Raw genomic sequence first — 13,096 nt, 5'->3', positions numbered from 1 at the left:
GGGTTCAAGAGCTCTATCCATGTCTTCAGCTACGGATTTTGATCCGAAACCGCGCCGCGCATCCGTCGCCGTCGATGTCGGCGGCGTCATCGTCGGCGGCGGCGCGCCCGTCGTCGTCCAGTCGATGACCAACACCGATACGGCCGATATCGACGCCACGGTCGCCCAGGTGGCCGCGCTCTACAAGGCCGGCTCCGAACTCGTCCGTATCACCGTCGATCGCGATGAAAGTGCCGCCGCCGTGCCGCGCATCCGCGACCGGTTGCTGCGTCTCGGCATGGACGTGCCCTTGGTCGGCGACTTCCACTATATCGGCCACAAGCTGCTTGCCGATCATCCCGATTGCGCCGAGGCGCTGGCGAAGTACCGGATCAATCCCGGGAATGTCGGCTTCAAGGACAAGAAGGACAAGCAGTTCGGCGACATCATCGAGATGGCGATCCGCTACGACAAGCCCGTGCGCATCGGCGTCAACTGGGGTTCGCTCGACCAGGAACTGCTGACCGCGCTGATGGACCAGAACGCCGAGGCAGGCTCGCCGCTTTCGGCGCGTCAGGTGACGCGGGAGGCGATCGTGCAGTCGGCGCTGATCTCGGCCAATCTCGCCGAAGAGATCGGCCTGCCGCGCAACCGCATCATTCTCTCGGCCAAGGTCAGCCAGGTGCAGGACCTGATCGCCGTCTATTCGATGCTGTCGGAGCGCTCCGACCATGCGCTGCATCTCGGTCTTACCGAAGCCGGCATGGGCACCAAGGGCATCGTCGCCTCGTCGGCGGCCATGGGCTATGTGCTGCAGCACGGAATCGGTGACACGATCCGCGTTTCACTGACGCCGGAGCCGAATGGAGACCGGACGCGCGAAGTGCAGGTGGCGCAGGAGATCCTGCAGGTCATGGGCTTCCGCCAGTTCGTCCCCGTCGTCGCGGCTTGTCCCGGCTGTGGGCGCACCACGTCCACGGTCTTCCAGGAACTGGCGCAGAACATCCAGAACGATCTGCGCAAGAACATGCCCGTGTGGCGCGACAAGTATCCGGGCGTCGAGGCGCTCAACGTCGCGGTCATGGGCTGCATCGTCAACGGCCCTGGTGAAAGCAAGCATGCCGATATCGGCATTTCGCTGCCGGGAACGGGCGAAAGCCCGTCGGCGCCCGTCTATATCGACGGACAGAAGGCGATGACGCTGCGCGGCCCGAATATCGCATCCGATTTCGAGGCGCTGGTCGCCGATTACATCGAAAAGCGCTTCGGCCAGAACAGGACGGCGGCGGAGTAATCCGCGCCGCCGCTTTTCCTATCCAAAGTCAGATCCTGCTGGTGAGCAGCTTCAGCCCCGCGAAGCAATAGAAGGCCGCCATGGCGCCTTCGATCCAGCGGCGCAGGCTTGAATAGATCTTCAGTGCCCGTGGCGTCGAGAAGAGCACGGCATAGCCCATGAAGACGATGAAGCCCGTCGTCAGGCAGATGCCGACGATCAGCCCGGCGACGGATGGCGGCGCGCCCTGCGGCATGCCGAGCGCAATGATCGCCAGCCATGCGAAGATCGCCTTCGGATTGGTGACGTGGATGCCGTAGCCGCGCAGAAGCAGCGCGCGCGTCGACATGTTCCTCGGCGTTGTTGCCTGCTGGATATCGGGGTTGGCACGCACGGCCTTGAAGGCCTTGTAGGCGAGATAGAGCAGATAGAGGCCGCCGAAGATCTTCAGGATCTCGAGCGCGACCGCGTAGGTGTTGAGGATGGTGGCGAGCCCGAGTGCTGCCGCGCAGGCCCAGGTCAAGGAGCCGGCGAAAATGCCGAGCGAGATCGTCATGCCGGCCTTGCGGCCATGCACCATGGATGTCGAGACGATCGCCATGATGGCCGGGCCGGGGCTGATGACGGCGACGATATAGGCGATGTAGGCGGGCAGGATCTGCGGAAGGTAGCTGAGGGTCTCGTGCATGGCGCTGTTCCCGGTCGGCCGCGCGGTGGCGCGGCGCGTCCAGCCGTTCTAGGCGCGCTGCTCGGCGTTCGGCAAGAGAGCGGGGCTTGGGAGCGTGCCGGAATCTTGTCGCGGTGACGCTTTTTCGGCGATTGCGGCGCTTGTCCGCCTCAGCTCTTGCGTTCGGCGATGAAGCGGGCTGCTTCGACGAGAACCGCGGCGCGCTCGCCATAGGGCTGAAGCAGCGCTTCGGCCTCGTTCACATGGGTCGATAGCGTCGCTTCCGCCCAGGCCATGCCGTGCAGGCCAACCAGCGTGCCCTTGCCGCGGCCGGCGTCCTTGCCGGTCGTCTTGCCCATGGTGGCGCTGTCGGCGGTCAGGTCGAGGATATCGTCGGCGAGCTGGAAGGCGAGGCCGATCCGTTCGCCGAAGCGGCGCAATGCCGCACGGTCCTCGGCCGTGCTGCCGGCAACGATGGCGCCCGCCTCGCAGGCGAAACGGATGAGCGCGCCCGTCTTCATCGCCTGCAGCATGACGATGCCCTGTTCGTCCGGCGCGCGCTTTTCGGCGGCCAGATCGAGCGCCTGCCCGCCGGCCATGCCGCCGAGGCCGGATGCCCGCGACAGCGCCAGGATCAGCGCGACCTTGCTCGTCTCGTCGATACCCGATGTCGAGGCAATGATGTCGAAGGCGTAGGTGAGCAGGCTGTCGCCGGCCAGAATCGCGGTCGCCTCGTCATAGGCGATGTGGACGGTCGGCTTGCCGCGGCGCAGGTCGTCGTCGTCCATCGCCGGCAGGTCGTCGTGGACGAGCGAATAGCAGTGAACGCATTCCAGCGCCGCGCCGATCCGCAATGCGGCGTCGCGGTCGCCACCCAGCATCGTCGCCGTCTCGACGACCAGAAACGGGCGCAGCCGCTTGCCGCCGTTCAGCACCGCGTAGTGCATGGCCGAGCGCAGGTTTTCCGGTCGCGCGATCTCGTCGTCCAATACCTGTTGCGAGAGCAGCGCGTCGAGCACGCCTTCGATCTCACGGGCGTTGGCGGCCAGCCGGCTTTCGAATGTCTTCAGGTGCGCGTTCATGCGGTGTTGTTTGGCACGGGCGGGCTTGGGCTTGCAACGGAATTGTCGACAGAGCAACCAAGATTTCCTTTGTGTCTGGCCATGCCAGTTTGCAGACGGTAAGGAGGGTAGGGGAACGAGACTGGGTCAGGGGCATTGGACATCACGCCGGAGACAGACGACAGCATGGCCATGCCGATCCATCGGCGCGCCCTGTTTTGGCTGAAGGGTCGTTCGCTTATGATGCGTATCGTTCTGGCGATCGTGGCACTCCTCGTCCTGCCCTATGCGCTGATCTTCCTCTACCTGCTGCCCTTCATCCATCCGGTCTCGACGCTGATGTTGCGCGACCTGGCGCTGCTGCGCGGCTATGACCGGCAATGGGTGTCGATCGACGATATCTCGCCTGTGCTGGTGCAGTCGGTGATGATGTCGGAAGACGGGCAATACTGCTTCCATGGCGGCGTCGACTGGGGCGAGATGCGGATGCTGGTCACCGATACGCTGCGCGGTGAAGCGACGCGCGGCGGCAGCACCATTCCGATGCAGACGGCGAAGAACCTGTTTTTGTGGAACAGCCGTTCCTTCGTGCGCAAGGCATTGGAGCTGCCGCTGGCGGTAACCGCCGATTTCGTCTGGTCGAAACGGCGCTTGATGGAGATCTATCTCAATGTCGCCGAATGGGGGCCGGGTATCTACGGCATCGAGGCAGCGGCGCGCTATCACTTCAAGGTGCCGGCCTCGAAGCTCACCAGCCGGCAGGCGGCGCTGCTTGCCGTGTCGCTGCCCAATCCGATTGACCGCAACGCCGGCAAACCCGGCAGGGGGCTGCGCAGCCTCGCGGCCGTCATCGAGCGCCGGGCGCGGGGTTCGGGCGATTACATCAGGTGCATTTATAACTGACATTAGAAGATGTCGCTGGTGACCGCCGACATCATCTGGCATGCGTGATCCTACGTATGAAGGATGCCGTGCGCGTGCCGCCGCGCCGGCTCGAAAGGGAGATATCCTTGGACCGGCTGACGCTCTATATCGGCAACAAGAACTATTCCTCATGGTCGTTCCGCCCCTGGATCGCGCTCACGGCGGCCGGAATTCCGTTCGAGGAGGTCGTTGTTCCCTTCGACATGGCTGCCGGCAATCCGCATTTCCGGGCGTTTTCACCGACCGGGCAGGTGCCGGTGCTGCAGCACGGCGCCACCCGTGTCTGGCAGTCGCTTGCGATCATCGAATACGCCGCCGAACTTTATCCCGAAGCGGGGCTGTGGCCGAAGGCGCGGAACGAACGGGCCGTGGCGCGCGCCGTGTCGATGGAGATGCTGTCGGGCTTCAGGGCGCTGCGCAACGCCTGCCCGATGAATATCCGCCGCCCGAAGGGCCGGATCGTGCTCGCCGACGGCGTCATGGCCGATGTGGCGCGCATCGAGACGATCTGGCGGGATCTGCGCGCCCATTCCGGCGGCCCCTTCCTGTTCGGTGAATTTTCGGGCGCCGACGCGATGTTCGCGCCTGTCGTCAATCGCTTCGATATCTACGATCTGGTGGCGTCGGCCGACACGTTGAGCTATATGGCGGCGATGAAGGCCCATCCGGCCTGGAATGCGTGGGAGGACGCGGCGCGCGCCGAGCCCTGGATCGTCGAGGAAGACGAGGTCTGACCGGAGATTCACGTGAATCTCAAAAAATAAAGCTGGGGACTGGTCAAGCCCCTCCAAGGCATGTATAAGCGCGCAAAATTTCCGAAATCGCGATATGTCGTTTCGGCCGCCAGTCTGGCCGTTGGATGTGTTCGCCTGTGAAGTGGAGTAAGAAAAATGGCTGTACCGAAGAGAAAAACAAGCCCGTCCAAGCGCGGTATGCGCCGCTCTGCTGACGCGCTGAAGGCACCGACCTACGTTGAAGACAAGAACTCCGGCGAACTGCGTCGCCCGCACCATATCGATCTGAAGACCGGTATGTACCGCGGCCGTCAGGTTCTGACGCCGAAGGAAAGCGCATAATTTCCTTATGCGTTCTGCTTCAGCAGAATTCGCAAGGCCGGCCATGTGCCGGCCTTTTGCATTTTGGCAATAATATATCGCATGATCACTTGAAGTGACGTGGTGGTTTACGGCACTATTCTTTCGCAGAGGGAGAATACCGCCACATGTTCACTGCAATTCCGCTGATGGTCGTGCCTTTCATTCTCTATAATCTTGCGATGGTCGGGTTCATGGGCAGCGGCGGACTTCCCGCGCTCGACAACGACCTGTTCGTGCTGTCAATGATATCGGGCGCGATCTGGAGCATGTCGCTCGGCGACCTCCTTATCGTCGTGGCGCTCGTCGTCCTGTTCTTCGAGATATTGAGGGCGACACACAATGCGCGCGGCAGCCTGGCCAACCACATGCTGTCCATGCTCGTGCTCATCGCGTTTCTGGTGGAATTCCTGCTTGTTCCGGATGCGGCGACGCAGGTGTTCTTCATTCTTCTGACGATCGCGCTGATCGACGTGGTCGGCGGTTTCGCGGTGTCGATCCGCAGCGCCGGGCGGGATGTTTCGATCGGGCTGTAAGCTTTTTGGCATCTCCCCGAGCTTTCGGCTTGAGGAGATGCTGAGTGATCCGGTCTGCTATCAGAGGCTGTCGAGCTTGCTCTGAAGCGCGCGCAACTGTTCCTTGAGTTCGTCGATGTCCTTGGCTTCGGCCTTGCGGCTTTCCTTGGCGTTCGTCGCTGGCGCCTTGAAGGGCGAAAACATCTGCATCGCCTGCTGGAACATCTCGGTGTTGCGGCGCACCTGGTCCTCGACCATCTGCATGGGCAGCTGCAGGTTCTTCGTCAGCGGCGTCTCACCAAAGGCGCGCGTCACCTGTTCGCGCATCTGTGTCTGCTGCTCGGTGAAGGCGCGCATGGAGTGCTCCAGGAAGCTCGGAACCACCATCTGCATCTGGTCGCCGTAATAGGTGATCAGCTGGCGCAAAAAGGAAATGGGCAGCAGCGTGTTGCCGGTCTTCGATTCCTGCTCGAAGATGATCTGCGTCAACACGGAATGCGTGATGTCGTCGCCGCTCTTGGCGTCCTGAACTGTGAAGTCCTCCCCCTTCTTCACCATCTCCGCCAGGTCTTCCAGCGTCACGTAGGTGCTGGTTCCCGTGTTGTAGAGTCGGCGATTGGCGTATTTCTTGATCGCTACCTGGCCCTCATTCTTCGCCATATGAATCTCCCGAAGCGCGTCTTATTGTCATTGAAATTCCTCCACTTGGGAGTGTAGACGCAAAATCGGGCCGGTGACAATCTCTTTGTGCGATGCGGCAAGCCCCTTTTGGCGTTAGCATAATTCACGCAACGTAAGTTCTTTCGAAAATTCGCGGATGCTTTCTTGTCGTTTGACTTGGCGATGAAGCTTTGTCAGTTTCAACCCATACGTGGTGAAGCTAACGAGGAGGCCTTCATGTCCAGTCCGTCTATCGTCATCGCAGCCGCCGGCCGTACGGCCGTCGGCTCGTTCAACGGCGCTTTCGCCACCGTCGCCGCCCATGAGCTGGGTGCCGCGGCCGTCAAGGGCGCGCTCGATCGGGCGGGCGTCGATGCCGCCGAAGTGGACGAGGTCATTCTCGGGCAGGTGCTGCCGGCGGGCGAGGGGCAGAACCCGGCACGCCAGGCGGCGATGAAGGCCGGCGTTCCCAAGGAGGCGACCGCCTGGGGCATCAACCAGCTTTGCGGTTCCGGCCTGCGCGCCGTGGCGCTCGGCATGCAGCAGATCGCGCTCGGCGATGCGAAGATCATCGTCGCGGGCGGCCAGGAATCGATGTCGATGGCGCCGCATGCCGCACATCTGCGTGCCGGCACCAAGATGGGCGACATGAAGATGGTCGACACCATGATCAAGGACGGCCTCACCGACGCCTTCTACGGCTACCACATGGGCGTGACCGCGGAAAACATCGCACGCCAGTGGCAACTCTCGCGCGAGGAGCAGGACATGTTCGCCGTCGCCTCGCAGAACAAGGCGGAAGCCGCGCAGAAGGCCGGACGTTTCGCCGACGAGATCATTCCCTTCGTGATCCAGACGCGCAAGGGCGACGTCACCGTCGATGCGGACGAATATATCCGCCATGGCGCCACCATGGAGGCAATGGCGAAGCTTCGGCCGGCGTTCGACAAGGAAGGCACGGTGACGGCCGCCAACGCCTCGGGTCTCAACGATGGCGCGGCCGCAGCCGTGCTGATGACCGAACAGGAAGCATCGCGTCGCGGCATCCAGCCGCTGGCCCGTATCGTGTCCTGGGCCACCGCCGGCGTCGATCCGCAGATCATGGGCACCGGACCGATCCCGGCGTCGCGCAAGGCGCTGGAGAAGGCCGGCTGGTCGATCAACGATCTCGATCTGGTCGAGGCCAACGAGGCCTTCGCCGCGCAGGCCTGCGCGGTCAACAAGGATCTCGGCTGGAACCCCGAGATCGTCAACGTCAATGGCGGCGCGATCGCCATCGGCCATCCGATCGGCGCGTCCGGCGCCCGCGTGCTCAACACGCTCTTGTTCGAGATGAAGCGCCGCGGCGCCAAGAAGGGACTTGCGACATTGTGCATCGGCGGCGGAATGGGCGTCGCCATGTGCTTCGAAGCGTTCTAATAGCCTGCTTTATATCGTGTCGTGGTTGAGCTCCGGTCATAGCGGAGCCTTACATATGGGGAGCGGAACATGAGCAGAGTCGCTGTTGTCACCGGCGGAACGCGCGGCATTGGCGCGGCCATTTCACTGGCGCTGAAGAGCGCGGGCTATCGGGTCGCGGCCAACTACGCCGGCAACGACGAAGCCGCCCGGGCGTTTCACGCCGAGACCGGCATTCCGGTCTTCAAATGGGACGTTTCGAGCTACGAAGGCTGTTCCGAAGGTCTGGCGCGGATCGAGGCGGAGATCGGCCCGGTCGAGGTGCTGATCAACAATGCCGGCATCACGCGCGACGCGATGTTCCACAAGATGACGCCGCAGCAATGGCACGAGGTGATCAACACCAACCTCACCGGCCTGTTCAACATGACGCACCAGGTCTGGGCCGGCATGCGCGAGCGCGGTTTCGGACGCATCGTCAACATTTCGTCGATCAACGGCCAGAAGGGCCAGATGGGGCAGGCGAACTATTCGGCGGCAAAGGCCGGCGATCTCGGCTTCACCAAGGCGCTGGCGCAGGAAGGGGCGGCGAAGAACATCACCGTCAACGCCATCTGCCCGGGCTATATCGGCACCGAGATGGTGCTCGCCGTTCCGGAAAAGGTGCTCAACGAGCGTATCATTCCGCAGATCCCGGTGGGGCGCCTCGGTACGCCGGAGGAGATCGCGCGCTGCGTGGTATTCCTGGCTTCCGATGATGCCGGCTTCATCACCGGCTCGACGCTCAGCGCCAATGGCGGGCAGCTGTTTGTCTAGAACCTGGCGGGGCTAGGCTAGCGGATGGAGGCCGTGTCGCGGTCGTCGGTCTGCTGCGGCTGATTGGCCTGAACCCTGCCGGCATCATAGGGGTTGAGCGAGGCCGCATACGTGGCGAGCGCAATCGTCAGGATCGCCGCCGCGCCGATGATCTTCGTCATTGTCTGTCACTCCCAAAGCCGGTGGAGTATTCCTGATCTCCGCCGGTGTCGATATTGGGGCGAATTCGAGGAATTATTCGGTCATTCAACCGTTGGGATGGTGCCGGTCGCGGACCTTCACAGGCACGCGGACGCGCACCTGGCTTTCATTGCGCAACGCGGTTGCTGCCGTTGCCAGAAATGCCGCCGCGATCAGGATGGCGGCTGCCGAATTCAGGATGATCTGGGCCATGGTCTGTCCTCTCAAATCGCGGCGCGTCCGATGGGCCGCCGTTTTCATGAGGGCAATATGAGCCTGTCGGCGGGTACCGTATAGACCAGGCTTCGGCGACCGATTGTCAACGTCGAGTTGACAATCGTCGCTCCTTGGTCACGCAGGATCGCCGCTGATCCAGGTCTGGTTCACCTTGATCCCGTCGGTCATGTGCACGAGATCGGCGCGCAGGCTGGTCGCCAGGCGGCCGCGATCCCCGAGCTTCAGGAAGCGGGCGGGGTAGAGCGTGGCCATGCGCAGCGCTTCGGCGAGCGACAGGTCGAGATAGGTCAGGCCATAGCGGATCGCCGAGGCCATATCGACGTCCGAGCCGGCGAGCGTGCCGTCGGAGAGCACCAGTCGCGAGCAGAAGGCGCCGGTCTCGCGCCGCACCGTGCGGCCGTTCAGCGTGAAGCTGCTTTCAGCGGAGCCGACCAGCGACATGGCGTCGGTGACGAAGAACAGCTTGCCCTCGCCACGCTTGGCTCGAAGCGCCGTGCGCAGTGCCTTGGGATCGACATGGTGGCCATCGGCGATGATGCCGCACCAGACGGCCGGATGATCGATCGCCGCGCCCACAAGCCCCGGCGTACGGTGGCCGAGCTGGCTCATAGCGTTGAACAGATGCGTGACGCCACGGGCGCCCGCGTCGAAGCGCGCCTCGGCGGCCTCGCTCGTGCAATCGGAATGGCCGATGCTGACGATGACGCCGGCTTCGCTCAGTTCGCGCACCTGTCGCACCGTGACCTGCTCGGTCGCCATGGTGACCAGCAGCGTGCCGATCACCTGCGCGGCGGCGGAAAGCGCCTTGACGTCGCCGTCATTGACCGGGCGCATCAGTTCGGCCAGATGCGCGCCCTTGCGGGCGGGCGCAAGATGCGGACCTTCAAGATGGAGGCCGGCCACGCCGCGGTTCGTCTTGACCGCTTCTTTCGCGGCGTCGATCGCGGCGGCTGTCGCCTCGCCTGTATCGGTGATCAGTGTTGGCAGCAGCGATGTCGTGCCATAGGGACGATGCCCTCCGGCGATCCGATACATGGAGGCGGGCGACGGTTCGTCGTTGAGCATGCGGCCGGCGCCGCCATTGACCTGAGCGTCGATGAAGCCGGGCGCGAGAATGCCGCCGTCGAGCCTGATCGCCTCGCCATCAGGCAGGTCGTTCATGGCGGCGATCGCCTCGATGCGGCTGTCGGCGACGACAAGCGCCCTGTCGTCGTGGAAGCGTTCGCCGTCGAAAATACGGGCGCCGGAGAAGATCTTGCGCGGCATCAGACGGTCTCCGTAACCTTCAGGAGGTTGGCCGGCTTGTCGGGGTCGAAGCCCTTGCGGCGGGTGACCGCCTCGATCATGCGGTAGTAGACCAGCAGCGAGACCAACGGGTCCAGCAGGCCGTTGCCTGTGGTGGGGATGCGCAGGTTGATGCCGGGGAGTTCCCTGGTCGAGAAGGGCACGGTGGTGGCGCCGAGCTTGCTCAGGCGCTCCAGCGCCTTGACGTTGTTGGCGTAAGCGGCGTCATCGGGCGTGAAGGCAAGGATCGGGAAACCCGGCTGCACCAATCGCATCGGGCCGTGCATGAGTTCGGCGAGCGAGAAGGCCTCGGCGTGCAGGCCGGAGGTTTCCTTGGCCTTCAGCGCCGCCTCGAGCGCGATGGCGAAGGCGGGGCCGCGGCCGCCGGTGTAGAGCGAGGTGGCGTTGAAGAGCACGTCCTCCGCGGCATGGGTATCGATGCCCGATGTGGCGCCCAGCGCTTCGGGAAGCTTTTCAAGCGCTGCCTGCAGGTCGCCGTTGGCGCCGATTGCAGCGGTGACGCCCGAGAGAGCCGCGACCGAGGCGATGAAGGACTTGGTGGCGGCGACGCTCTTTTCGGCCCCGGCGTTGAGGTCGAGCACGAGGTCGGCCTGCTTGGCGAGCGGGCTGTCGGTGACGTTGACGACGGCGATGGTCGTCGCGCCGCCGCGCTTGGCCGCTTCCTGCAGCGCCACGATATCGGGGCTGGCGCCCGACTGCGACACGGTGAAATGAATGCCGCCCTTGAGGCGCAGCGGCGCGCCATAGACCGACGCGATCGACGGGCCGACCGAGGCCACCGGAATGCCGCAGGTGATCTCGAAGAGATATTTGAAGAAGGTGGCGGCATGGTCGGAGGAGCCGCGCGCGGCCGTGGTGACAACGCTTGGCGCACTCTTGGAAAAGAGCTTGGCGATCTCGTCGAAAACAGGCTTTTCCTTGCGCAGCAGCGTGGCGACCACTTCGGGAGACTGGCCGGCTTCCTGCAACATCAGCGATTGGGGTTCACTCATAGCTCATCTCCAATTCTCAATTCTGCGACAAAATCATAGGCATCGCCACGATAGTGCGAGCGGGTGTATTCAACGACGCGCTGGTCTTCCAGGCGCGACACGCGTTCGATCAGAAGGGCTGGCGCCCCGGTCGCGACGTCGAGTGCTGCCGCCGACGTCGCGTCGAGCGTGACGGCGGAGAGTTTCTGCAGCGCGCGCACGGGCCGGTGGCCACTCGCCGTCAGCGCGTCGTAGAGCGAGCCTTCGCCGCCGGCGGTGTCATCGAGGAATTTTATGGGGACCACGGAGCGATCGATCGCCAGCGGCAGCCCGTCGGCAAGGCGCAGGCGATCGAGGCGCAAGACGCGCTCGTCGACGCCGAGGCCGAGCAGGAAGGCTTCCTCTGGCGAGGGCTTGTTGATGGTGCGTGAGAGGATCCGTGCCGCCGGCACGCGCCCGCGCGAGCGCATGTCTTCCGAGAAGGACGAGAGCCGCCAGAGCGACTGTTCCATGCGCTCGACCTTGGCGGAGACGAAGGTGCCGCTGCCGTGGCGCGATTCCAGCGTGCCCGTGTTGAGGAGATCGCGATAGGCGGTGCGCACCGTGACGCGGCCGATCTTCAGGGCTTCCGCCAGGTCGCGCTCGCTCGGCAATGCGGCACCAGGCTTCAGCAGGCCCTCGTTGATCAGGCCGGTCAGTGCCTGCGCAAGACGACGATAGAGAGGCCCGCTGCGCGCTGTGTCGCGCAGTCCGCGCGTGTCGATCTCCGCTACCAGACTGGTTCTATCCATGAGATTAAAATAGAACCTATTTGGAACCAATTTCAAGTGCCAACGTGCACAAAAAAACCCTCGCAAAGTTCCGCGAGGGTTTGATGACATCAGCAGTGGTCGGCTTTTCGCCGTCAGCTCTTCGAGAAGATGTAGTCGGTTTCCTGGCGCAGCACCTCGCCGGGGCGCAGAACCGCGTTGGGGAAGCCCTCATGGTTGATGGCGTCCGGCCAGATCTGGGTTTCCAGGCAGAAGCCGGCGAAGGGGCCGTATTTGCGGCCACCGATGCCGGGTACCGGCACATCGAGCTTGAAGGCGGCGTAGAACTGGACGCCGGGCTCGGTCGTGCGCACTTCCATCGAGACGCCGGAATAGAGGCTGCGTGCCAGCACCACGGAACGCTTGGCGACACGTTCGGACGAAAGGCAGAAATTATGGTCGTAGAGCGCCTGGGTGTCGCCTTCGAAGCGCTTCAGCGAGGCCATTTCGCGGAAATCGAATACCGTGCCTTGCACCGGGCGGATCTCGCCGGTCGGGATCTGGCGCTCGTCGGTCGGAAGATAGCTGTCGGCTGCGATCATGATGTCGTGGCCCAGCGTGTCGTCGCGGCCGTCGAGATTGAAATAGGCGTGCTGGCAGACATTGGCGATGGTCGGCTGGTCGCTTGTCGTCTCGTAGACGACGGAGAGCTCGCCGTCGCCATGCACGCGGTAGGTGACGAGGATGGTGCAATTGCCGGGATAGCCGCCGCGACCATCGGCATCGACGATCTTCAGGACGACGCGGTCGCTGTCGTGCTCGACGATCGTCCAGTTGCGCAGCGCGATGTTCTCGAAGCCGCCATGCAGGTGGCTGACGCCATTTTCGTTGAGGTCGAGCTGATAGTCATTGCCATCGAGCGTGAACCTGCCGCCGCCGATGCGGTTGGCGTTGCGGCCGGGCGTCGCGCCGAAATAGGCGGAGTGCGCGGGATAGCTGTCGAAATCGTCGAACCCAAGGGTCAGCGGCGCATCATGACCCTCGAGCCTGAGGTCCTGGATGACGGCGCCCCAGGTGATCACCTTGGCGGTCAGGCCGCCGCCCGAGATTTCGACGCGATGGACGGTCTCGCCCGTCTTCGTCGTCCCAAAAACGTCCCGCTTCAAGCCATCCGCCATCCTGTTTCCTCCCCGGTTCGCGTCCACAATTTCGGGCCAGAACCTGCTCTCAATTGAATGAAATCGCAACCGTCGCGCTATAAAAACAA

At 63.5% G+C, this 13,096-nt stretch carries 16 protein-coding genes; 7 read left to right on the top strand and 9 right to left on the bottom strand.

What is annotated here, in order from left to right; translation table 11 throughout:
* Positions 1-19: 19 nt before the first annotated feature.
* The gene (gene ispG, locus GGQ67_RS09840; protein WP_183899977.1) at positions 20-1,273 is read left to right on the top strand and encodes a flavodoxin-dependent (E)-4-hydroxy-3-methylbut-2-enyl-diphosphate synthase; all 1,254 of its coding nucleotides are present in this window, start codon (positions 20-22) and stop codon (positions 1,271-1,273) included.
* Positions 1,274-1,301: 28 nt separating this feature from the next.
* Here the strand turns inward: ispG and GGQ67_RS09835 are convergent, their stop codons facing one another.
* Together GGQ67_RS09835 and GGQ67_RS09830 are read right to left on the bottom strand one after the other, a co-directional pair.
* The gene (locus GGQ67_RS09835) at positions 1,302-1,940 is read right to left on the bottom strand and encodes a LysE family translocator (RefSeq protein ID WP_183899976.1); all 639 of its coding nucleotides are present in this window, start codon (positions 1,938-1,940) and stop codon (positions 1,302-1,304) included.
* 149 nt (positions 1,941-2,089) lie between these two features.
* Positions 2,090-3,001, bottom strand: coding sequence for a polyprenyl synthetase family protein (locus tag GGQ67_RS09830; RefSeq protein WP_183899975.1), 912 nt, complete (start codon positions 2,999-3,001; stop codon positions 2,090-2,092).
* Positions 3,002-3,136: 135 nt separating this feature from the next.
* Here GGQ67_RS09830 and mtgA point away from each other — a divergent pair, with 135 nt between their 5' ends.
* From mtgA to GGQ67_RS09810, 4 genes are all read left to right on the top strand, one after another.
* Positions 3,137-3,883 (top strand): monofunctional biosynthetic peptidoglycan transglycosylase, encoded by a 747-nt coding sequence (gene mtgA / locus GGQ67_RS09825; RefSeq protein ID WP_183899974.1) that lies wholly within the window; start codon positions 3,137-3,139, stop codon positions 3,881-3,883.
* A gap of 107 nt (positions 3,884-3,990) precedes the next feature.
* Entirely contained in the window at positions 3,991-4,638 is a 648-nt protein-coding gene (locus GGQ67_RS09820; RefSeq protein ID WP_183899973.1) for a glutathione S-transferase family protein, read from the top strand.
* 156 nt (positions 4,639-4,794) lie between these two features.
* Positions 4,795-4,980 carry a 50S ribosomal protein L32 gene (rpmF, locus tag GGQ67_RS09815; protein WP_003543812.1) on the top strand — a complete coding sequence of 62 codons (186 nt, stop codon included), beginning with the start codon at positions 4,795-4,797 and terminating at the stop codon, positions 4,978-4,980.
* A 146-nt stretch (positions 4,981-5,126) separates the two neighbouring features.
* Complete coding sequence (locus GGQ67_RS09810; RefSeq protein ID WP_183899972.1) at positions 5,127-5,534, top strand: hypothetical protein; 408 nt, start codon at positions 5,127-5,129, stop codon at positions 5,532-5,534.
* A gap of 60 nt (positions 5,535-5,594) precedes the next feature.
* Here the strand turns inward: GGQ67_RS09810 and phaR are convergent, their stop codons facing one another.
* Positions 5,595-6,173, bottom strand: a complete 579-nt coding sequence (phaR, locus tag GGQ67_RS09805; RefSeq protein WP_183899971.1) for a polyhydroxyalkanoate synthesis repressor PhaR — start codon at positions 6,171-6,173, stop codon at positions 5,595-5,597.
* Positions 6,174-6,410: 237 nt separating this feature from the next.
* On the opposite strand from phaR, the gene GGQ67_RS09800 reads away from it, so the two are divergent.
* Both GGQ67_RS09800 and phbB read left to right on the top strand, forming a co-directional pair.
* The gene (locus GGQ67_RS09800; protein ID WP_183899970.1) at positions 6,411-7,592 is read left to right on the top strand and encodes an acetyl-CoA C-acetyltransferase; all 1,182 of its coding nucleotides are present in this window, start codon (positions 6,411-6,413) and stop codon (positions 7,590-7,592) included.
* A gap of 69 nt (positions 7,593-7,661) precedes the next feature.
* Positions 7,662-8,387, top strand: coding sequence for a beta-ketoacyl-ACP reductase (gene phbB, locus GGQ67_RS09795; RefSeq protein ID WP_183899969.1), 726 nt, complete (start codon positions 7,662-7,664; stop codon positions 8,385-8,387).
* 17 nt (positions 8,388-8,404) lie between these two features.
* Here the strand turns inward: phbB and GGQ67_RS09790 are convergent, their stop codons facing one another.
* From GGQ67_RS09790 to GGQ67_RS09765, 6 genes are all read right to left on the bottom strand, one after another.
* Positions 8,405-8,548 carry a hypothetical protein gene (locus GGQ67_RS09790; RefSeq protein ID WP_183900136.1) on the bottom strand — a complete coding sequence of 48 codons (144 nt, stop codon included), beginning with the start codon at positions 8,546-8,548 and terminating at the stop codon, positions 8,405-8,407.
* An 85-nt stretch (positions 8,549-8,633) separates the two neighbouring features.
* Positions 8,634-8,780, bottom strand: coding sequence for a hypothetical protein (locus tag GGQ67_RS09785; RefSeq protein ID WP_183899968.1), 147 nt, complete (start codon positions 8,778-8,780; stop codon positions 8,634-8,636).
* A 138-nt stretch (positions 8,781-8,918) separates the two neighbouring features.
* Positions 8,919-10,070, bottom strand: coding sequence for an N-acetylglucosamine-6-phosphate deacetylase (gene nagA / locus GGQ67_RS09780; protein ID WP_183899967.1), 1,152 nt, complete (start codon positions 10,068-10,070; stop codon positions 8,919-8,921).
* On the bottom strand, positions 10,070-11,101 hold the full coding sequence (locus GGQ67_RS09775) for an SIS domain-containing protein (protein WP_183899966.1): 1,032 nt from the start codon (positions 11,099-11,101) through the stop codon (positions 10,070-10,072). The genes nagA and GGQ67_RS09775 overlap by 1 nt, the downstream gene beginning before the upstream one ends.
* Complete coding sequence (locus GGQ67_RS09770) at positions 11,098-11,871, bottom strand: GntR family transcriptional regulator (RefSeq protein WP_183899965.1); 774 nt, start codon at positions 11,869-11,871, stop codon at positions 11,098-11,100. Before GGQ67_RS09770 ends, GGQ67_RS09775 begins: the two co-directional genes overlap by 4 nt.
* 113 nt (positions 11,872-11,984) lie before the next feature.
* Complete coding sequence (locus GGQ67_RS09765) at positions 11,985-13,007, bottom strand: aldose epimerase family protein (protein ID WP_183899964.1); 1,023 nt, start codon at positions 13,005-13,007, stop codon at positions 11,985-11,987.
* Between the last annotated feature and the right edge of the window lie 89 nt (positions 13,008-13,096).

Origin of the sequence: Rhizobium metallidurans (assembly GCF_014196505.1) — a bacterium.
Classification (GTDB): domain Bacteria; phylum Pseudomonadota; class Alphaproteobacteria; order Rhizobiales; family Rhizobiaceae; genus Rhizobium; species Rhizobium metallidurans.
Note: the sequence above shows the minus strand (reverse complement) of the source record. Positions and strands in the feature narration are given on the sequence as shown.

Excerpts from the sequence above, each read along its gene's own strand:
- GGQ67_RS09785 (WP_183899968.1), bottom strand. The coding sequence starts at position 8,780 with ATGGCCCAGATCATCCTGAATTCGGCAGCCGCCATCCTGATCGCGGCG.
- nagA (WP_183899967.1), bottom strand. The coding sequence starts at position 10,070 with ATGCCGCGCAAGATCTTCTCCGGCGCCCGTATTTTCGACGGCGAACGC.
- GGQ67_RS09835 (WP_183899976.1), bottom strand. The coding sequence starts at position 1,940 with ATGCACGAGACCCTCAGCTACCTTCCGCAGATCCTGCCCGCCTACATC.
- GGQ67_RS09800 (WP_183899970.1), top strand. The coding sequence starts at position 6,411 with ATGTCCAGTCCGTCTATCGTCATCGCAGCCGCCGGCCGTACGGCCGTC.
- GGQ67_RS09770 (WP_183899965.1), bottom strand. The coding sequence starts at position 11,871 with ATGGATAGAACCAGTCTGGTAGCGGAGATCGACACGCGCGGACTGCGC.
- rpmF (WP_003543812.1), top strand. The coding sequence starts at position 4,795 with ATGGCTGTACCGAAGAGAAAAACAAGCCCGTCCAAGCGCGGTATGCGC.
- GGQ67_RS09775 (WP_183899966.1), bottom strand. The coding sequence starts at position 11,101 with ATGAGTGAACCCCAATCGCTGATGTTGCAGGAAGCCGGCCAGTCTCCC.
- GGQ67_RS09830 (WP_183899975.1), bottom strand. The coding sequence starts at position 3,001 with ATGAACGCGCACCTGAAGACATTCGAAAGCCGGCTGGCCGCCAACGCC.
- phaR (WP_183899971.1), bottom strand. The coding sequence starts at position 6,173 with ATGGCGAAGAATGAGGGCCAGGTAGCGATCAAGAAATACGCCAATCGC.
- GGQ67_RS09765 (WP_183899964.1), bottom strand. The coding sequence starts at position 13,007 with ATGGCGGATGGCTTGAAGCGGGACGTTTTTGGGACGACGAAGACGGGC.
- ispG (WP_183899977.1), top strand. The coding sequence starts at position 20 with ATGTCTTCAGCTACGGATTTTGATCCGAAACCGCGCCGCGCATCCGTC.
- GGQ67_RS09810 (WP_183899972.1), top strand. The coding sequence starts at position 5,127 with ATGTTCACTGCAATTCCGCTGATGGTCGTGCCTTTCATTCTCTATAAT.
- phbB (WP_183899969.1), top strand. The coding sequence starts at position 7,662 with ATGAGCAGAGTCGCTGTTGTCACCGGCGGAACGCGCGGCATTGGCGCG.
- GGQ67_RS09790 (WP_183900136.1), bottom strand. The coding sequence starts at position 8,548 with ATGACGAAGATCATCGGCGCGGCGGCGATCCTGACGATTGCGCTCGCC.